This window comes from Sinorhizobium sp. CB7 (assembly GCF_041357635.1).
In the GTDB taxonomy this organism is placed as follows: Bacteria; Pseudomonadota; Alphaproteobacteria; order Rhizobiales; family Rhizobiaceae; genus Rhizobium.
The window spans coordinates 292,357-312,907 of sequence record NZ_JAULLL010000006.1 but is presented as its reverse complement, the minus strand read 5'-3'; the positions used below and the strand labels follow the sequence as shown (position 1 = coordinate 312,907).

14 protein-coding genes and 1 pseudogene are annotated in these 20,551 nt (G+C 58.9%); 7 read left to right on the top strand and 8 right to left on the bottom strand.

Going from position 1 to position 20,551, the window contains the following annotated elements; genetic code table 11:
• Positions 1 to 256: 256 nt before the first annotated feature.
• The 3 genes and pseudogenes from AAE029_RS13985 to AAE029_RS13975 all read right to left on the bottom strand — a co-directional run.
• Positions 257 to 2,818 (bottom strand): FAD-dependent oxidoreductase, encoded by a 2,562-nt coding sequence (locus tag AAE029_RS13985; protein WP_371073455.1) that lies wholly within the window; start codon positions 2,816 to 2,818, stop codon positions 257 to 259.
• Positions 2,819 to 3,045: 227 nt separating this feature from the next.
• Positions 3,046 to 3,930, bottom strand: a complete 885-nt coding sequence (purU, locus tag AAE029_RS13980; protein ID WP_371073454.1) for a formyltetrahydrofolate deformylase — start codon at positions 3,928 to 3,930, stop codon at positions 3,046 to 3,048.
• 52 nt (positions 3,931 to 3,982) lie between these two features.
• Positions 3,983 to 4,108: pseudogene (locus tag AAE029_RS13975) on the bottom strand (electron transfer flavoprotein subunit alpha/FixB family protein); the annotation flags it as partial.
• Positions 4,109 to 4,607: 499 nt separating this feature from the next.
• On the opposite strand from AAE029_RS13975, the gene AAE029_RS13970 reads away from it, so the two are divergent.
• The 5 genes from AAE029_RS13970 (at position 4,608) to soxG (ending at position 11,100) form a co-directional block, all read left to right on the top strand.
• A complete protein-coding gene (locus AAE029_RS13970; RefSeq protein WP_371073453.1) occupies positions 4,608 to 5,672 on the top strand; it encodes a GlxA family transcriptional regulator in 1,065 nt (354 codons plus the stop codon).
• A 286-nt stretch (positions 5,673 to 5,958) separates the two neighbouring features.
• Entirely contained in the window at positions 5,959 to 7,212 is a 1,254-nt protein-coding gene (locus AAE029_RS13965) for a sarcosine oxidase subunit beta family protein (RefSeq protein WP_371073452.1), read from the top strand.
• 12 nt (positions 7,213 to 7,224) lie between these two features.
• Complete coding sequence (locus AAE029_RS13960) at positions 7,225 to 7,545, top strand: sarcosine oxidase subunit delta (RefSeq protein ID WP_371073451.1); 321 nt, start codon at positions 7,225 to 7,227, stop codon at positions 7,543 to 7,545.
• On the top strand, positions 7,542 to 10,532 hold the full coding sequence (locus AAE029_RS13955) for a sarcosine oxidase subunit alpha (RefSeq protein ID WP_371073450.1): 2,991 nt from the start codon (positions 7,542 to 7,544) through the stop codon (positions 10,530 to 10,532). The genes AAE029_RS13960 and AAE029_RS13955 overlap by 4 nt, the downstream gene beginning before the upstream one ends.
• A gap of 13 nt (positions 10,533 to 10,545) precedes the next feature.
• On the top strand, positions 10,546 to 11,100 hold the full coding sequence (gene soxG / locus AAE029_RS13950; RefSeq protein WP_371073449.1) for a sarcosine oxidase subunit gamma family protein: 555 nt from the start codon (positions 10,546 to 10,548) through the stop codon (positions 11,098 to 11,100).
• A 114-nt stretch (positions 11,101 to 11,214) separates the two neighbouring features.
• On the opposite strand, the gene AAE029_RS13945 is transcribed toward soxG, so the two are convergent.
• A complete protein-coding gene (locus tag AAE029_RS13945; RefSeq protein ID WP_371073448.1) occupies positions 11,215 to 12,261 on the bottom strand; it encodes a hypothetical protein in 1,047 nt (348 codons plus the stop codon).
• A 406-nt stretch (positions 12,262 to 12,667) separates the two neighbouring features.
• Between AAE029_RS13945 and AAE029_RS13940 the strand changes: the two genes are divergently transcribed.
• Entirely contained in the window at positions 12,668 to 14,389 is a 1,722-nt protein-coding gene (locus AAE029_RS13940; RefSeq protein ID WP_371073447.1) for an ATP-binding protein, read from the top strand.
• A 58-nt stretch (positions 14,390 to 14,447) separates the two neighbouring features.
• Positions 14,448 to 14,657, top strand: a complete 210-nt coding sequence (locus AAE029_RS13935) for a cold-shock protein (protein ID WP_371073446.1) — start codon at positions 14,448 to 14,450, stop codon at positions 14,655 to 14,657.
• A gap of 332 nt (positions 14,658 to 14,989) precedes the next feature.
• Here AAE029_RS13935 and mqo read toward each other — a convergent pair whose 3' ends face one another.
• From mqo to fumC, 4 genes are read right to left on the bottom strand one after another with little or no spacing between them, the layout of a single operon-like run.
• Complete coding sequence (gene mqo / locus AAE029_RS13930; protein WP_371073445.1) at positions 14,990 to 16,486, bottom strand: malate dehydrogenase (quinone); 1,497 nt, start codon at positions 16,484 to 16,486, stop codon at positions 14,990 to 14,992.
• 2 nt (positions 16,487 to 16,488) lie between these two features.
• Positions 16,489 to 16,884, bottom strand: a complete 396-nt coding sequence (locus AAE029_RS13925; protein ID WP_371073444.1) for a hypothetical protein — start codon at positions 16,882 to 16,884, stop codon at positions 16,489 to 16,491.
• A complete protein-coding gene (locus AAE029_RS13920; RefSeq protein WP_371073443.1) occupies positions 16,881 to 18,161 on the bottom strand; it encodes a threonine/serine exporter ThrE family protein in 1,281 nt (426 codons plus the stop codon). The genes AAE029_RS13925 and AAE029_RS13920 overlap by 4 nt, the downstream gene beginning before the upstream one ends.
• Entirely contained in the window at positions 18,161 to 19,618 is a 1,458-nt protein-coding gene (fumC, locus tag AAE029_RS13915; protein WP_371073442.1) for a class II fumarate hydratase, read from the bottom strand. The genes AAE029_RS13920 and fumC overlap by 1 nt, the downstream gene beginning before the upstream one ends.
• Between the last annotated feature and the right edge of the window lie 933 nt (positions 19,619 to 20,551).

The following is a 20,551-nucleotide window of genomic DNA, read 5'->3' as shown; positions in this document are numbered from 1 at the left end:
GCAAAGAAGCCGTGGGAAGTCTTTTTGGTTTTGTCGGCGAGTAAGAAGCGGTGCGCAAAGTGCGCACCGCTGGCGTTAGTACCGTTCGCAAATTAACGAATGTGGATCATCGCTCATGTCACTCGTATTGCTGTACATTGGATTCACATAGGACGTTCGCGACAATCTGGCGGAACTTCGAGGCACTGACAGGCGAGAGCAACCGGTCACGCCTTCGTCAAAGACGCTGACGAGACCTGGCCGCTCTGTGGCGGAACTAGCTTCTTGGCTTCAGGTTTTCAGGGTCATAGAGCGGTTTGTAACCGATGCCGACAACCTCGACCGGGTAGGTCTCGGCAAAGTACTCGACATTCAGCTTGCGGCCCTCCTGGCAATAGGCCCAAGGCAGGTAGGCGAGTGCGATGTTCCTTCCGATCGTCGGGCCATAGGCGATCGACGTCGTATAGGAGCGGCGGCCGAGTTCGTCGACCAGCACCTTCCCGGTTTCCGGGTCCATCACCGGCAGGTTACCGACCGGGTAGCGTTTCACACCTTGGCTGTCGGTGTTGTCAGTCATGACGAGGGTACAGAGCATGGCCGGCTGATGGTCGCGCGCCTTGTACTCAAGGTGTTTCGCCTTTCCGCGGAAGTCGGCTTCCTTGACCTTCGGGCGGGCGAGGTCGCATTCGATGAGATTGTACTGGGTGAGAAGATCCGCATTTTGAAGGCGCAGGCTCTTTTCCATGCGGCGCGAGTTTGCATAGGTCTCGACGCCGAAGGCCATGACGCCGGTGGCGCGCAGCGCATCCCAGACGGCGAGGCCGTTCTCGTACCTCATGTGCAGTTCCCAGCCCTGTTCGCCGACATATGAGATGCGGAAGGCGGTGACCGTCTTGCCGGCAATCTCGATCGGCTTAATCGCGGCGAAGGGAAAGTTTTCCGGATCGAGTCCCACCGGATCGGCGACGACCTTCTTCAGCTTGTCACGCGCGTTCGGGCCCCAGATGCCGATGGTCACATACTTCTGCGAGACGTCGGTGACAGTGACATTGAAGCCTTTGTCCTCGGCGATGCGTTTGATGTAGTGGAAGTCGCGCGGGCCGGCGTCTGCTCCGTCGATGACGCGGCAGCAGTCGGTCATGCGGATGACGGTAAGGTCGGCGCGTACCATGCCCTCGTCGTCAAGGAAGTGGGTGTAGATGCCCTTGCCTATGTTTGCATCACCGCCGATCCTGGCGGCGCAGACCCATTCCATCAGTTCGACATGGTCCGGGCCTTCGACATCGAACATGTAGAAATGCGACAGGTTGACGATGCCGCAATCCTCGCTCATCGCCAGATGTTCGGCATTGGAAACGCGCCAGAAATGGCGGTTGTCCCACTCATTTTCGCGAACGGGGACCTGATTGCCGTATTTCTCAAGCAGGTGCTCGTTGGCGGCATAGCCGTGGGCACGCTCCCAACCGCCAAGCTCCATGAAATAGCCGCCGAGCTCCTTCTCGCGCTCGTAGAAGGGCGAGCGCTTGACGTTGCGACCGGTGGCATAAGGTTCGCGCGGGTGGATCGCCGGGAAGTAGATCTTCTGGGCGGCCTCGAAACAGCGGCCCTCGATGAATTTCTCTTCTAGCTGGTGCGAATAGAAGCGGGAATAGTCGATCGAGGCGTGGTCGATCTCAGTGCGGCCGTCGGTCATCCAGTCGGCAATCAGCTTGCCGTAGCCGGGACCATCCTTGACCCAGATGGCCACGCAGTACCAGAGGCCGCGCACCTTCTGGCTCTCGCCGCAGGAGGGACCGCCGGCGGCGGACACCTGCAGGAGGCCGTTGAAGGAGTGGCTTTCGTTATAACCGAGTTCGCCGAGGATCGGCGTCAGTTCCATGGCGCGTTCCAACGGCTCGAGAATCTGCTCCATTTCCAGATCGCGCTGAGAGGGCGAAAGACGTGCTTCGTGCTTTTCGAGAATATCACGCGGATGGCAGAGGCGCGGGTTGGTTGCCTCGTAATAGCCCCACTCGATCTGGCCACCTTCGGTAGTCTTCGGGTCGCCAGTGTCGCGCATATAGGCAGAGTTGCCCTGGTCGCGCAGCAGCGGATAGCCGATCTCCTTGCCGGTGCCTTCGAATTCGTTGAACGGGCCGAAGAAGGTGAGCGGGTGGTCGACCGGCATCACCGGCAGATCCTCGCCGACCATTTCGGCGATCAGGCGGCCCCAGATGCCGGCGCAGACGACGACATGGTCGGCCATGATCGTGCCGCGGTGGGTGACAACACCCTTGATACGACCGTTCTCGACAAGCAGCGACTTGGCCGGCGTATTGGCGAAGGCCTTCAACTTGCCGGACTTTTCAGCCGCATCGACCAGTTTGCCGGCGACCGTCTGGGAGCGCGGAATGACGAGGCCGGCATCCGGATCGAACATGCCTCCCATGACCTGGTCTTCTTCGATCAGCGGGAACATCTTCTTGATTTCGGAGGGCGTCACGAGATGCGCGCGCGTGCCGAAGGCTTTGGCCGAAGTCACCTTGCGCTTGATCTCTTCCATCCAGACGTCGTCGCCGGTGCGCGCGACTTCCAGACCGCCGATGCGAGCGTAGTGCCCCATCTTTTCAAAAAAATCGATCGAATACTGGGTGGTCCAGACCGAGAGATAGTCGTGACTTGTGGTGTAGCAAAAGTCCGAGGCGTGCGCCGTGGATCCGATATCGGTGGGGATACCCGATTTATCGATGCCAACGATGTCGTCCCAACCGCGTTCGATCAGATGGTGAGCGATCGACGCGCCGACGATACCTCCGAGCCCGACGATGACTACCCTCGCTTTTTCGGGAAACGCTGACATTTTTTACCCCTCTTTGCTTATAACGAGATTGAAATTGAGCGTAGCTGGCTGGACCTTAAGTGCATTCGATATGGATCCAGTTCTTGCCATACATCTCGATATCCGGTGACTCTTGCGAATACGTTCCTTGATCCATCGGAGCTGCCTACGAAAGTTGTGGTAGCCTCGTACGAGAAGCACCGCAAGGCCAGCCGACCCATCGATTATTTCAGCACTCTTCATCATGGTCAGCCCATCCGTTCGGAAGCATAGGAGCCGGGGCTTGGTGGAAAAACCACGGTGCGATTGCCGTTGATGAAAGTGCGGCGATGAATATGCGCATGGATGGCGCGGGCCAGCACCTGGCTTTCGACGTCCCGGCCGAGCGACACGTAGTCTTCGGGCGACTGCGCGTGGGTGATGCGCACCGTGTCCTGCTCGATGATCGGCCCTTCGTCGAGATCGGCCGTCACGTAGTGAGCCGTCGCACGGATCAGCTTCACGCCGCGCTCATAGGCCTGCTTGTAAGGGTTGGCGCCCTTGAAGCTCGGCAGGAAGGAATGATGGATGTTGATGATCCTGCCCGACATCTTTGCACAGAGCTCATCGGAAAGGACCTGCATGTACCGGGCGAGCACGATGAGTTCGGCCCTGGTCTGCGTGACGAGATCCAGCAACCTGGCTTCCGCCTGCGGCTTGTTCTCCTGCGTCACCTTGATGTGGTGGAAGGGAATGTCGTTGTTGACGACCAATTTTTGGTAATCGAAATGGTTGGAAACGATGCCGACGATGTCGATCGGTAGGGCGCCGATCTTCCAGCGATAGAGCAGATCGTTCAGGCAATGGCCGAAGCGCGAGACCATCAGCATTACTTTCATCCGCTCTGCAGCGTCGACGATGCCCCATTCCATGCCGAAGCTCTGCGCCACTGGAGCAAAGTTCTCCGTCAGAGCATCGTGCCTGACCCCCTCTTCGGAAATGAACGACACCCGCATGAAGAACTTACCGGTGTCCAGATCATTGAATTGGGAACTGTCGGTGATGTTACAGCCGTTTTGAGCCAGAAAACCGGAGACTGCAGCTACGATCCCCCGTGTCGATTTGCAGGCGATGTTGAGTATCATTGTCGTCATCAGTTATTCTCGGATGGTTCGCGCTGGTTGGCCAAACAGGAAAGATGAAATGCTATAGCGCGAGCTGCGGCAGGATCTCGAAGAGATCGCCGGCGATGCCGTAGTCTGCGGCCTGAAAGATCGGCGCCTTCTCGTCCTTGTTGATGGCGACGATAACCTTGGAATCCTTCATGCCGGACCACTCGCTTCACTGGCATCAGGACTTTCATTCTCTCTCCCGTTTCTAGTTCATCTGAATCTGGCGACATGACGGAGGCACGGCCATCTGCACGCTCGGGAATGAGCGAGAGCTGACCGCGTATGCAGACGATACATTCGAACTCACCATATTCGTCGATGCCGCCTCTGGTCCCACAGCGCCGGCTGCATGTCGTTATCGACAAAGTGGGACATGAACCGCAGCCTATTCCTCTCCCCGGTTTCGCCTTCCAGGCAAAGCCTCTCCTCAGGCCCTTGCAACCGGATACCGCCGCAGGGGCTGGCCGGCGCGCCGACCCCATCTCAGCCTGACAGTCAGAACTCACGACTATGCGAAGCGCCATTCTGACGGTTTGTGAGGCACCTCCTCACGGACTTGGCTGGAATATTGCGACAAATGTCGTGGCGGCACAGAACGTTTGCGTCAAACGAGGATTATCGCTACGACATTTCAAAAGAACAAAAGGGGCAACTTAGAAATGATAGAGGAGGCTCGACCCTACGCAGTCGCTTCAAGAGCGCTCAGAGCGCGAGGCGAGGGGCCACGCCTTTCTGTGGGATTTGTCTTGGCCAAACGGTTTACATTGTGTGCCTTCGCCAACTTCGTTGACGTATTAAGGCTCGCAGCCGATGAAGGTGACCGAAGCCGGCCGATAATGTGCGAGTGGACAATTCTCTCGGACACGATGAGTGCGGTTCAATCGAGTTGTGGCGTTTCCGTTCAACCGAATGAAAGGCTGGGTGACCCTACCAAGTTCGATTATATCGTCGTTGTCGGGGGATTGATCGACGAAATACCCAACATCAGCGCAAGCTATATTCAATATCTGCAGAAAGCGGCCGCCAGCGGGGTTCCACTTGTCGGCATATGTACGGGAGCGTTCATTCTTCACCGTGCTGGCCTGATGGACGGATACAAGTGTTGCGTAAGCTGGTTTCACCACACCGATTTTCTGGAGCAGTTTGACGGATTGACGCCGGTCTCCGACCAGATTTTTGTCATCGACAGAAATCGCCTAACGTGTTCAGGCGGCGTAAGTTCAGCGCATCTTGCCGCCTATCTCGTCGAAAAACATGTTGGACGTGCACAGGCGAGCAAGAGCTTGCACATCATGATCATAGACGACGCTTTGCATCCGGAGAAACCTCAGCCCGGCATTCCAATTGATCTGAAGACGCAAGATCCGATGGTGAAGCGCGCATTGCTGATCATGCAGCAGAATATCGATAGTCCTCTTTCGATCGGCGATATCGCGCGCCGCATGGGTAACAGCAAACGCCAGTTGGAGAGACATTTTCGAGCGGCACTTGGCAATTCCCCCCAGACCGTTTTTCTCGGAGTCCGACTTTCGCTGGCTCGCCGTCTGATCGAAACCACGCAAAAATCAGTAGCAGCCATCGCAGTCGAATGCGGCTTCTGCGACTCCTCCCACCTCAGCCGCATGTTTCGTCGTCACTTCAATTGCACGCCGCTTGAGATCCGCAGAGCGCAGAAGGTTGGCGAAGATCTGCAAGATGAGCCGCGCGGACCGGCATACGCGTAAGCCCATTATTATGTGCCGCCATAGTGCGGCTTTCCATTCGGCTACCGCATCGGTGGCAACGCTCGTCGAACAGCGAAGATTGGTTACAATACTACGCTTCATGAAATAACGCGCACGGTGAAGCGGTCGGCAAGCCGGCCTGCGGCCGTCAGTCGTCTTACGGTCGCCAAGCGACAGTCCGCATGGCGCATTCCTTCAAGTCAACTGGCGCGAAAATCCCGGAAGCCGTTACGCAGGTCAGTATACTCGCTGTCCAGTGTATTCTTCGGGAGCGGCGACCAGCGACATGACGCGTTTTAGCGCATTTTCTCTTCTCAGGAACGCCCTGACAGGGCACAAACATTGGACCGAGCAATGGCCCGACAGCCAGCCGAAGGCCGAGTATGACGTGGTCATCGTCGGTGCGGGCGGCCATGGTCTTGGGGCTGCATACTATCTGGCAAAGCAGCACGGCATCACCAATGTTGCGGTGATCGACAAGGGTTGGCTGGGCGGCGGCAACACCGGCCGCAACACGACGATCATTCGCTCCAACTATCTCTATGACGAAAGCGCTCGCCTCTTCGATCACGCCGTTGATCTTTGGGAGGGGCTGAGCCAGGAGCTTAATTACAACGTCATGTATTCGCGCCGAGGCTGCCTCATGCTGGCTCATACGGTGCATGACGTGCAAAGCTTCAAGCGCCACATCCATGCGAACCGCCTCAATGGCGTCGATAACCGTTGGCTTAGCACGGAAGAGTGCAAGGAGTTCTGCCCGCCCCTGAGCCTGTCGCCCAATGCGCGTTATCCGGTGATGGGTGGAGCCTTGCAGGAGCGCGCGGGCACGGCACGACACGATGCGGTTGCCTGGGGCTATGCGCGCGGCGCTGCCGCTCGCGGTGTCGATATCATACAGAACTGCCCTGTGACCGCTATCAGGCGCAATGCTGACGGGTCCGTCGCGGGCGTAGAAACCGCCAAGGGTTTTATCAGGGCGAAGAAGGTTGCCGTTTCGGCGGCGGGTCACACTTCGGTCGTCATGGAAACTGCCGGCGTCCGTTTGCCGCTGGAAAGCTTCCCGCTTCAGGCATTGGTTTCGGAACCGGTCAAGCCGATCTTCCCCTGTGTCGTGATGTCGAACGCGGTCCACGCCTACATCAGCCAGTCCGACAAGGGCGAGCTTGTGATCGGCTCGGGGACGGACCAGTACACGTCCTATTCGCAGCGCGGCGGATTGCCTTTGATCGAGCACACAATCGCCGCGATCGTCGAAATCTTTCCGATCTTCAACCGGATGCGGATGCTGCGCAAATGGGGCGGCATCGTCGATGTGACGCCGGACCGTTCGGCCATTCTGGGCAAGACGCCGGTCGAGGGTCTCTATGTCAATTGCGGTTGGGGGACGGGCGGGTTCAAAGCCACGCCAGGTGCGGCGCATACCTTTGCCTGGACCATCGCCAAGAACGAGCCTCATCCGATCAACGCGCCTTTCACGCTGGAACGCTTCCGTAGCGGTCGCCTGATTGACGAGGCTGCCGCTGCCGCTGTGGCGCACTGAGGGACCTGACCTATGCTTTTGATCCGTTGCCCCTACTGCAATGAAACCTTGCCCGAGGCGGAATTCACCTATGCCGGCGAGGCGCATATCGTGCGCGCCCCGGATCCCTCGTCCCAGACTGATGATCAGTGGAAGGAATATCTTTTCATCCGCACCAACGTGAAAGGGCCGCATTACGAACGGTGGCGGCACCTGCATGGTTGCGGCCGATACTTCAACGCGGTGCGCGACACGGTGACCGACCGGTTTCTGACAACCTATCCGGCGGGCGAACCTCGCCCTGACCTTGCTTCACTACCCGGTGTGCCAGCCGGTATCGAGGTGCTGAAATGAACCAGTATCGTGTTTTCGGCCGTGGCCGCGTGGACTCCGGACGCCCTGTCACCTTCACCTTCGACGGCAAGACCTATCGGGGCCTGAAAGGCGACACGGTGGCGTCCGCGCTCCTGGCGAATGGCGTCCATCTGATGGGCCGGTCATTCAAATATCATCGCCCGCGTGGCGCAGTGGCTGCAGGATCCGAGGAGCCCAACGCGCTGATCGGCACTCGCCGCGGACCTGGCCGGTTTGAGCCCAACACCCGCGCGACCGTGCAGGAGATATGGAACGGGCTCGAAACCAATTCGCAGAACAAGTATCCCAGTTTGAAATTCGACGTGGGCGCAATCAATGATGCAGCCTATATGCTGTTCTCGGCAGGCTTCTACTACAAGACTTTCATGTGGCCGAAGAGCTTCTGGAACAAGGTCTATGAGCCCTTCATTCGCGCAGCGGCCGGTCTGGGTGTATCTCCGACTGAGGAAGATCCTGACACTTACGCCTCGCGCAATATGCATTGCGACGTGCTGGTTGTTGGTGCAGGCCCCGCGGGCCTGGCGGCGGCGCGCGCGGCTGCAGTCGATGGGCTGAAGGTCGTCGTCGTCGACGAAAACGCGGAAGCGGGCGGCACACTTCTGTCCGAACCTCAGGTGCAGATCGGCGGACGCCCCGCATGGGACTGGCTGTCCGCGGAACTGAAGGCGTTGAAGGATCTGGGCGTCAGGATCATGACGCGGACCACGGCCATCGCCTATTACCATCAGAACATGATCGGCCTGTGTGAGCGCCTGACCGATCACCTGGAAACGCTGCCTAAGGACACGCCGCGCGAACGTCTGTGGCGGGTACGGGCGCGTCAGGTCGTGTTGGCGCAGGGCGCGCTGGAGAAGCCGCTGGTCTTCGACGGCAACGACCGCCCGGGTGTGATGCTGGCGGGAGCGGCACAGACCTATCTGAACCGCTATGGTGTCAAGGTGGGCAATACGCCGGTCGTCGTGACAAGCCACGACAGCGCCTGGTATGCCGCTTTCGATCTTCACGATGCCGGTGCGCGCGTTCGGGCGATCGTCGATACCCGCGCCATTGTGCGCGAGGATCTGGTGAACGAGGCGCGCGCCCTCGGGATTCCTGTCAGATTGTCTCATACAGTGACCGCCACATCGGGGCGTCTGCGCGTCAGCTCGATCCGGGTCAACGCGGTCAACGGTGGTTCAGTCGGCGCGGGCCAGGAGATCAAATGCGACGCCGTGCTGATGTCGGGTGGCTGGACGCCATCGTTGCATCTCTTTTCGCATACGCAGGGCAAGATTGCCTGGGACGACGACCGTACGACTTTCCTGCCGGCGGTAACGCGCGAGGATTGCGTGATTGCAGGGGCCGGACGGGGGCTGTGGGGTGTCGAGGCGGCGTTGAAGGATGGCGCTGAACGTGGCCGCGAGATTGCTGCCGCTCTTGGTAAGACAGGCATTCCTGCTACCTACGCGGTGACCGATGATCGAACAGGCAGCGGCGTCTCGCACAACGAGCTGCCAACTGACCGCAATCCCGGCAAGGCCAGGGCTTTTGTCGACTATCAAAACGATGTCACAGCCAAGGACCTGCGCCTCGCCGTGCGTGAGGGCATGCGGTCGATCGAGCACGTGAAGCGCTACACCACCAATGGCATGGCGACCGACCAGGGCAAGATGTCCAACATCAACGGTCTCAACATCGCCGCCGACGCGCTTGGCAAACGCCAGCCCGAGGTCGGTCTGACCACCTTCCGACCGCCCTATACACCAACGACCTTCGGGGCCTTCGCGGGCTATCACCGTGGCGATCATTTCGAGGTTACCCGCAAGACGCAGATCGATGCCTGGGCCGAGGCGCATGGGGCGGTCTACGAACCCGTCGGACAGTGGCGCCGTGCCTGGTATTTCCCCAAGCGGGGCGAGGATATGGACGCCGCCGTCAGCCGCGAATGCCGCGCGGTGCGTGCAAGCCTGGGTATCTTCGACGCTTCAACGCTCGGCAAGATCGAAGTCGTCGGCCCCGATGCGGCCGAATTCATGAACCGCATGTATACCAACCCCTGGACCAAGCTTGCGCCGGGACGTTGCCGCTATGGCCTGCTTTTGGGTGATGACGGCTACATCCGCGACGATGGCGTCATCGGCCGCATCACCGAGGACCGTTTCCACGTCACCACCACCACCGGCGGCGCGGCACGGGTGCTGAACATGATGGAGGATTACCTCCAGACCGAATGGCCCGATCTGAATGTCTGGCTGACCTCGACAACAGAACAATGGTCGACCATCGCACTGAACGGCCCCAATGCCGCCAAGCTGCTGGCACCCCTGGTCGAAGGCTTGGAACTCACGGATACCGCGTTCCCGCATATGTCCTGCGCGGAATGCACCGTCGCGGACATTCCCGCACGCCTGTTCCGCATCAGCTTCACCGGCGAGGTCGGCTTCGAAGTGAACGTTCCCGCTCCCCTTGGCCGCAAGCTTTGGGAGATCCTGTGGGATGCCGGGCAGCAATACGGCATCACGCCTTATGGCACCGAAACCATGCATGTGCTGCGAGCCGAGAAGGGCTACATCATCGTCGGTCAGGACACCGACGGCACTGTGACGCCCTATGACGCAGGCATGGGCTGGGCCGTTGGCAGGAACAAGCCCGATTTCGTCGGCAAGCGCGGCCTTGCCCGCCCCGATTTGGTGGCCGGAGGCCGCAAGCAGCTTGTCGGCCTTCTGACCGAGGATCGCTCGAAACTGGAAGAGGGCGCCCAGATCGTCTTCGATCCAAAACAGCCGGTTCCTATGACGATGGTGGGGCATGTGACCTCGTCCTATCATTCGGACGCGGTGGGGCAACCGATCGCGCTGGCGTTGGTAGCGGGTGGGCATGACCGGCTGGGCGAGACCGTCTATATCCCGATGCCCGAGCGAACCATTGCCGCGAAAATCACGGGGACCGTCTTTGTCGATCCCGAAAACATCCGCCTGAAAATCTGAGCCGGAGATGAACATGAACATGAACATTTCTGCCCCCATTCCCGGCATTCTGGTCGAGACCAAAGCCGCACGGGTCAGCGTCCTGCCCGGACAGGGGCGACTGTCGCTACGTGCCCGTGGTGACCTCAAAGCGTTGAACGCGGCCCTCGGCTTGACTCTGCCGAACCTCATCGGCCGGCGGGCCACGGCGGCCGAAATTGAGGCCATTCGGCTTGGTCCTGACGAATGGACCATCGTGTCCTCCGCGGAACGGGTGGCCAGGCTGATTGCGGCATGTACCGCGGTCTACAAGAGCCATCCGCATAGCCTGGTCGATATTTCCGGGCGCGAAGTTACGCTGCTGATCGAAGGACCGATGGCCGCGGAGCTGCTGACACTCGGCTGCCCACGCGACATCGAGACGATCCGAGTGGGCGAAGGTCGCAGGACGGTCTTCGACGGTGCGACAGTCGTTCTCTGGCGCGATGCCGAGGACCGCTTCCGCATGGATATCTGGAACAGCTTCGCGCCGCATCTCGGCCATCTGCTTGCAACGGGCTGCAAGGAACTTGCCGCCGAAGAGGCTTGATTTTTTAAGGGACGCCCTCATGTTCGGCCGTTTTCCCCAGACCAACGTTTCCGACACCGTCGTGGCGAGCGCGAGCGATCGCTCATCATGGTGCAACGACTGACGGCATTCCACCTACTGCAGAACCTTGACCAGCTCTTCCCAGGAATTGACGCCTACGGCCCGGTAGACTGCAGTCAGATGTTTTTTCAACGCCTCTTTGCTGGTCCCTGTAGTGTCCAGACAATCGGTGCGTGAGCCGCCCTCTGCGGCAATAAGTGCGATAGAGCGTTGCAAAGGCGAAAGGGGAAGATTGAGCATATCCTGGATTATCTTCAGGCGTCTGGGGAGTTCCATCTCAAGTGAGATAAGAACCTGGTTCGTCGTGACGGCAGAGGATCCGTTCATTGGCGTGGCGACTAACCGCAGCCGACCCCAAGGAATATCAAGCACATCTTCAGCTACCTTCGAAGTCTCCAGACGCCGACAGAGATCTTGCGCAAAGCGCGGCGGCAAGAGGGTCGATCCAGAGCGGCGCACGTCCTGACCAACAATTGCACAGGCCTCCAGGAGCCGGGGCGCTTCCCCACACATGGCTACCAAACTCCTGCCCGTGGGGTCGACAAGCATGTGACCGGGGAGATTTGATCTCTCCCATCGCCCGTCAGCCAACTGCGACTCGATCGCGCGCCTGAGATGTGGCTCGGCCTGCCTTAGATAGGAGGCATCTCCGCCCTTGAACGACTTACGCAATTTGCGAAATAAGACGACCACCGCCCGTGGGCGATCCTCGATATCGATCTTCAGATCCAGGGTATGCAGGCGTTCGCCTGCCTTCACCAGCAGGCTGAAGGTTTTGGCGCAAAAATAATCCCGTCGCGGGTTCATCAAAACCCCGGCGGGCCGGTTATTTCCCATTGAGAGTGCCGCACCGCCGTCAAAAGGATTGGCAAAAAAACGCTCATAGTCATGGCCGAACAGCTCGGCCGCACAATCCGGCGTGCTCTCGTGGAAGAGGCCCGCGGGCATGCCCTGGTCGTCCAGCCAGAACAACAGAATGCCTTCTGCATTCAACAGTTCACGCAGTATCCCACACACCGCGGGCGCAATCGGCCCAAGCCCCGCACCAGCACGGCACAGCAGATCAAGTTCATGCCACCTTCGTTTACTTCGATAACTCATAAGTCTTACCCGATCTGCGGCGGGGCCTGTTGCGTGATGCTGATGCTTCGCCGCAGTACACATTGCGTATGATGTTGAAGAAACGATAAGAAGCCGAAGAATCACGATCAATTCACGAAACTAAGAATTACAAAGATTTAAGGCGGCGTGTGTGAGAAGGATAATTCCCACAGTGTTAGCCTTCAGTCGAAGCGGACGATGACCTGTCTCGAAGATTACCTGCGAAGCTGCGAAACTTGCGGGTGAATGTCTTCCAGGCCTGTGTTTGGACTTTCCGCCTGTGGGAACGGATCGTGTTTCGGCGTGAGCAATTCTCGAAATTCTTATCGAGAACCTGTTTTACCGGTGAAGCAAAAGCGACCGTGGCGTCGACATTCAGCGCAGTCATATCGAAGACCGGGAAATCGTGGAGATCACCCCGCTCGGTGGCGCGCAATTCCCTCCCATCCTGGGGAATATTCTCGAGAGCGACAAAGCAGTAAAAGTTATTGTCAACTTTCGAACACGATCACACCGTTGCCGATACACTATTGCTCTTCATCACTCCGTTCGCGGCGCGCCAGTTGCTTCCCATCCGCCCACTTGGGCGATGCCATGGTATGTTGAGGCTCAAGCGCAGGCTGACATTCCTCAGAATCCGGAGACTTCGATGTTTTTGAATTCACGAGAGACGGACGTAATCTCGATACCGGAGATGAACGGTGCAAAATATGGGCTAGCGGTTCTCGCGGTGGCGATCACCCTGCCGATAGCGATCATCCTGGATCACGATGGTATTCCGACGGCATTTGCCATCATGTTGCTCACCATCATGTTCGCCGTCTGGAGATTCGGAGTCGGACCGGGCCTCCTGGCTGCTTTGCTTGCGATTTTCTGCATCAGGTTCTTTTTTGTGGAGCCCCGTTACACGATCGATCCACGTCTTCTGGCGGACGAGGGGTTCAGAAGGTTTTTACTCTATTCCGAGTCTATCCTGCTTCTCTGGCTGCTCGGCTCTGCGCAGCGACGGGGGCAAGAGAAGCTGAAGAGAAGCGAGGGGTTTCTTGCTGATGCCCAGACGCTCAGTCGAACGGGCAGCGTCAGCTTTGTCGCTCTCGAAGGAGATGTTTTCTGGTCGGCTGAGATCTACAGAATTTTTGGCTTTGGGTCTGAAACCTTGCCTGCAATGCAATGGATGCTCGATCGCGTTCACCCCGACGATATAGTCCGTGCAAGACGCACATTTTATAATCTCGCAGAGCCCAGCGATGCCATCGAACTCGAGCACCGGATCGTAACGCCGAGCGGATGCACCAAGCATCTGAGGATATACGGCAAGGCGGTGCGACAACAGGATGGCCGAATTCGGGTGTCGGCCGCTATGATGGATGTCTCGGAAAGCAAGCGCCTGAGCGAATCGCTCAGAAAGGCGCAGGCAGAGCTGGCTCATGCCGCAAGACTTACCACGATGGGCGAGCTGGTTGCCTCCATCACGCACGAGGTCAACCAGCCCCTGGGCGCCATGAAGCTTAGCGCACAGGCAGGTCTGCGCTGGCTTCATCGCGAGCCGCCGGACTTGGAGAGAATTGACGCGAGCCTGAACCGGGTCGTCGACAACGCGCAACGCGCCGATGCTTTGATCTCAAAACTGCGCAACATGGCGAAAAAAGGCGAGCTCGCAGCGAGCCCGCTCGATCTCAATAAGATTGCAAAGGACGTTATCGAGCTCCTGCATGGAGAAGCCATTGAGCGCGGAATCACGTGCCTGACCGATCTCGATCCGGATTTGCCAACTGTGAAAGGAGACGAAATCCAATTGCAGCAGGTCGTCGTCAATTTCGTAATGAACGGCTTTGACGCAATGGCGGTGACGCCGGGCGAGAATCGGCAAATAACCATTCGATCACGCAATCGAGCGGACAGTGTTGCGCTGGAGGTGACCGACGCGGGCCCGGGCATAGAACCCGGCCTGCGAGAACGGCTGTTCGATGCTTTTTTCACGACGAAGAGCCACGGCATGGGGATGGGCTTGTCCATCTGTCGATCAATTGTTGAGGCGCACGACGGCAAGATCGAAGCCTTCAACAACGAGCGTCGCGGAGCGACGTTTCGGATTTCTCTGCCCCAGGTTCCGGCAGGGATCCAATAGTTGCCGGCAAGTACGGCGTTTTCTTCAACTCAACTAATTGAGCAATGTGAGGTGAAAATTGGCGACGGGTAAAGTTAAGTGGTTCAATCAGGAGAAGGGCTTCGGATTTATTGCACCAGATGACGGAAGCTCCGACGTATTCTTGCATATTACCGCCGCGCACCGTGGCGGCATCGATGCGGTGATCGAAGGCATGCAGCTAACGTTCCAGGTTGCGCAGAATCCCATCACTGGAAAGACTGCAGCGGACAATGTCAGGGCAGTGTAGGCGCTACAGTGCGCAATGAGGCGGCCTTTTCCAAGATGGGGGGCGCTTCTCGTCGCAACAGCGTCAATATTGGCCGTCTTCGAAGCCGGCCGCCAGATAAACCGGAAATCCCATCGATGGATCGCAACGAGGCTGATGATGGATCCAAAGCTGCTATTCATACTTGTGCTGACTGTGACCCTTGGAAGTGTCTTCGGAGCAGCGATCGGAATGGCCGATCTCCTTCACATGTCCTGGTAGCGTCAACGAGCTGGCACTTTCGAGGGCAGGCAATAGCCAAATGAAGCGCCCCCGAAAGACGCGTTGGCGACATCAAGCGCCGCCGATGGTCGTCAGATGTTTTCCAACTTGAGCACGGAGGCCGTCGCTGCACGAATATTTCGGCATGCATCTGCATCCATCTTGAGATCGATCCCGTAGGTGGGAATGATCTCCTTCAGCTTCGGCAGCCACGCGTCATTGCCGAGCTCGCCGGCGAAGCATTTCTCCAGCACTTCCAGGGCAATGAAGGCCGCGGTCGACGCTCCCGGGGAGGCGCCGAGGAGGGCGACCAGCGACTTGTCTTCTGCCGCCACGAGCTCGGTACCGAATTCGAGCACGCCGCCCCTGTCCTTGTCGGGCTTGATGATCTGCACACGCTGGCCGGCCACGGCCTCCGTCCAGTCGTGCCGCTTGGCGGTCGGGAAGAACTGCCGGAGCGTTTCGAACATATGACTGGAGGTCTGCAGCACTTGGCCGATCAGGTATTCGCTTAGCTGCCAGTCGTCTCGGGCGACTGCCAGAAGCGGTGCGATGTTGCCCGGGCGGATCGACATGAAAAGGTCGGCAAGCGAACCATGCTTCAGGAACTTGCTGGAAAAACCCGCATAGGGACCGAAGAGCAGCGAGCGCTTGCCGCCGATGATGCGGGTATCGAGGTGGGGCACGGACATGGGCGGCGAGCCATGGGCAGCCTTGCCATAGACCTTCGCATGGTGGCGCTCGCTGACTGCGTCGACATCACAGCGTAGCCATATGCCGCTGACCGGGAAGCCGCCATATCCATAGCCCTCCGGTATGCCGGATTTCTGGAGCAGCGTGATCGCCCCGCCGCCGGCGCCGATGAACACGAATTTCGCTGTCGTGGTCTCTATCTCGGAGGTCTCGGTGTTCTCCACCTCAATCCGCCAATGGCCACGCTCGTCGCGGGTCAGGTCGCGGACACGGTGCTTGTAATGGACGGAAAAGCCCGGCTGTCTCGCTAGCTGCGCGACCAGAAGGTGGGTGAGCGAACCATAGTCGACGTCAGCTCCCGTGACGATGCGTGTCGCGGCAATCGGCTCTCCCTGTTTGCGACCCTCAATGACGAGCGGCGTCCATTTGGCGATCTCGGTCGGGTCCTCATTATATTCCATGCCGTGGTAGCAATGATGGGCGGACATTTCCTCGAAGCGCCGTCGGAGGAACGCGACATTGTCCTTGCCCCACACGAAGCTCATATGCGGACAGCCATGGATGAAGGCGCCGGGATCGCTGATCGCGCCCTTGTTGACGAGATAGCTCCAGAGCTGGCGGGAAAGGTCGAATTCGGTATTCACCTCCAGCGCCTTGGAAATGTCGACGCTGCCGTCCGGCCGCTGCGGAGTATAGTTCAGTTCGCAATTGGCAGCATGACCGGTACCGGCATTGTTCCAGGCAGCCGAGCTCTCCTGGCCGCAATCGGCCAGCGTTTCGAACATGACCACCTTGAGCGAGGGCTCGAGTTCCTTAAGCAGCGTGCCAAGTGTGGCGCTCATGATGCCCGCGCCGATAAGCGCGACATCTGCCGTTTCGGATACAACGTTTGTCATGCTCATTGCTCCTTCCTGGTGGGCTTGAATCGGAGCTCGGCTCCGTCTTTGTAGACGACGTAGGCCCGCCGCCACGGTTCCTCTCCGATCAGTTTCCATTTATGACCGGTGCCGCTGTTGTCCTGCGCGAGAAGAACATCGCCGGGGCGGATCGTGAAGGTCGCTCCCGATTTGGTCTCGAACTCGAGCGTTCCAGCAAGCGTGAGCACGAAGCGCGGAATGGGGTCCTGGTGCCATTCATAGGATCCGCCTGAACGCGTCTCCTGAAAGGACAGCTCCATGGCCGTGACAGGCGCGCTGGCCGAGTCGCCCCGCGTGCCCTCTGCGAGGTCGATCGCCCCTTCTTCAAACAAGGAGTTACCGTCGTCGCCTGTCCACATGCGTACACAGCGGATCATTGCAAGATTCCTTTGCTTTTTGATGAGCTTGAATGGAGATGTTCAAGTGGCGCCGAAAGGGCCAGGCATAGACCTATGGCAATTGCGGCGGTCACAAGAATGGAGGTAATGGCGAGGCTGATTGTATTGCCGATGAGGGCTGGCGCCGCGTCTGTGCCGCCTTGCACGATCGCGAGACCGCCGATGCCTGCGCGGAAGGCATAGGAGCCTGGAATCATCGCGACGACACCGGGAAAAGCAAAGGTGACCGGCGGAACGCGGAAGCGGCGCGCCAGGAGACGTGCGACGAGCGCGGCACAGAAGGCGCCGGCAAGGGAGCCGACTGCAAGGTCTAATCCGAGATGTTCGAAAGCGGTGCGCAATCCATGACCTATTATGGCGCACAAGACGCAGGTCCAAGCCGCACGTGCCGGGACATTGAAGAGCAGTGCAAAGCCCACACCCGCAAGTCCCGAGAAGAGAAAATCCTCGCCGACTGGAAGAAGCGGGACAGCGCCTCCAATTGGAAGTGTTGTTCCGGCGAGGTCTGCGGCCAGCAGCAGACCGAGCGAAATCGACAGCACGGTCACTGTACCCAGGAGAAGACGCGACATGCCAGTTCCGACATGGCTGCCAACTGTATCGCGCACGCCGTTGAGCAATGGGACGCCGGGAACCAGGATCATACCTGCTGCCACAAGACAGAGAGCGGGCGAGACGCCCGGAAAGGCCCTCATGAGCAGGGCGCCGACAAGACCGCCGCCAAAGGCGGCGAGTCCTGCGCCTGCGATCGGATTCACCGCGAATGCCCCGAAGGATTGGCGAAGGCATTGGGTTACGAGACCGACAAGGAAAGAGACGCCGACAACCGGCCACGCCGCGCCAAACAGGCGTGCGAGCGACGCCGCAGTTATGCCCATGCCGAGGATGACGAGCCAGTGCGGGTAGCGATTTCCGGTAAGCTCCACTGCGTCCAGCTGGCTATCGACCGCGGCGAGATTGAGATCGGGGCCAATGTCCTGCCTGAGAATGTCAGCCAGTTTGGCAAGGGCGCCCATGTTGACAACCATGCCGGAGATCGCGGAACCCAGCTTGGTGCGGAAGCCCTGATCGTTTTCCAGCGTGAGAAGCAAGCCCTCGGACCAGACCAGAAGATGCGCGTCATAGCCCCGCCGTGCAGCGAACGCGGTTGCAGTTTGCTGGACATACCCAGCGTCGGCGCCATTGACCAGCATGAGCCGGCCCAGCCGCAACGTGGCATGCGCCACGTCGCCAGCCGATGGGCGATCGCTCGGCATCAGGCGCCCGCCAGACCGTTGCCGATCATGTCGAGCGGTTTGACGACGCGGTCGAACTGCTCCTCGGTCACCTTGCCGGACGCGATAGCAGCCGCCTTCAGGGTGAGGCCCTCTGCGATGGCCTTCTCGGCGATATGAGCGGCGTTCTGATAGCCGATGACCGGCGAAAGCGCCGTGACCAGCATGACACTGCCGTCGACATATTGCTGGATCTTGTCCCGGTTCAGCTCAGTACCTTCGACGGAGAAGAGGCGGAACTTTTCGCAGCCATCCGCCAGGATACGAGCGGAATGCAGGAAGTTGCTGATGATCACCGGGCGCATGGCGTTCAGCTCGAAATTCCCCTGGCTGCCGGCAAAGGCGACAGCGGTATCGTTGCCCATCACCTGGATGGCGATCATGACCATCGCCTCGCACTGGGTCGGGTTAACCTTGCCGGGCATGATCGATGAGCCGGGTTCGTTAGCCGGAAGCAGCAGTTCGGCAAATCCGCATCGCGGACCGGAGGCAAGCCAGCGCATGTCGTTGGCGATCTTCATCAGCGCAACCGCAAGGCTCCGAAGCGCGGCGTGGGCGCGCACCATCGCATCAAGGGAGCCCTGGGCGGCGAACTTGTTGGGAGCCGTGACAAAGGGCTTGCCCGTCATCTCGGCAATCTTGGCCGCGACGCCGGCTGAAAAACCCTTCGGCGCATTGAGACCGGTTCCGACCGCAGTTCCACCGACGGCCAACTGGTAGAGGCCCGACCTGCTTGCCTTAATCTGCGCAATGGCGTCGCGGATCTGGCCGGACCATCCGTACCATTCCTGACCAACCGTTAGTGGCACCGCATCCTCCAGGTGTGTGCGGCCGATCTTGACCACGTCCATCCAGCCGGAAGCCTTGCGCTCTATCGTGTCGGCGAGTTTCGCCACCTGTGGCAGCAGCTTTGCGTCAATCGCCTCGACGGCCGCGATGTGCATTGCGGTCGGGAAGGTGTCGTTCGACGACTGGCCCATGTTGACGTCGTCATTCGGACCTACGGGACGCTGAGAACCCAGCGTGCCGCCGAGCAGCTGGATCGCGCGGTTCGAGATCACCTCGTTGACGTTCATGTTGCTCTGTGTGCCGGATCCGGTCTGCCAGACAAAAAGCGGGAAGTGCTCGTCGAGCTTGCCTTCGATCGCCTCGTCGGCAGCGCGGACGATCGCATCCTTCTTCCAGTCCGGCAGACGTCCGGCCGCGTTGTTGACCAGTGCACAGGCTTTCTTGACGACACCATAGGCGTGGTAGACCTCCTTAGGCATGAGATCGCCGCCGATCGAGAAATGCTGGAGCGAGCGCTGCGTCTGGGCGCCCCAGTAGCGATCGGCGGGCACGGAGACGCGCCCCATGCTATCGAATTCTTCGCGCTCGCCTGCGACGTCGAGACCGATCGGTGCAGTCATACGAGCAGGTAGATATTCTGAATCAGACATAAGTTTCTCCTCGCATTGTTCTGTTGCTCTATGAGAGCGTCATGGAAGGGCAAAGGAAGACCCGGACCGGTCCGCAGGTGCGCACCAGACAACAGTCAGTCGATTTTCATACGGCCAAGACAGCTCGACGGTTGAGCTTTAGAAAAGGCGGCGCCCTTTCTTCTCGCAGATGATTGTTGGGGAACTCACAGAATGTCTCTGCATTAATCGATGGCTCCTGTCGTGAACTGCCGCAAGTGTCGGAACAGCCTGCGAGCCAAGGGGCGTTTTCTGCCTCAAGAGCGAACTTTAGGCCCGAGCGAAAGACGATCCTGTGCGGGCCTCATGGACTATGACGAGCTTCACATTCATGGCTTTGAGAACACGAGGTGCGGCGGGTTAAGTGGATGTGTCACCACCGGTTTCCAATGTTCCCTTCGTCGTGAGGAACATTGTACCGTATTCGACGCCCTGTCATTCCAGACTGAGAGTTAGATCATCCTAAACTTCCGTATGGTTCCCTTCGCGCCTTCCGTGTCTCCAAAAGGACGGACAGTTTGCCGGCGGGATGTGATGCCCGTGAGCCATGCGTAGCTATTGTAGATGATGATTTAGCTGTGAGAGAGGTGATCGAGGACCCCCTGCTTTCGCTGACTATCGCAAAGGAATTATTGTTTGCCCCCCAACCAACGACCTTCTGAACGTCAGCCATGTTCGGCGGGAAGTGTCGATTTTCTATCCCGTATGATTTCGTTCATCGAATGCAATCTTTTCGAATTGTTCGACTAGATTGGTGTATCGGCTCTTGCGATGAGCTAGAACGACGTAACTCGTGGTATCAGAGGCCGACAGCTTCCGCGATATTATTCCGGACACGCCGATGTGCTCATAAATATCCGGAATGATGGCAATGCCAACGCCCGCCGCCACGAAACCAAGGATGGACTGATACGC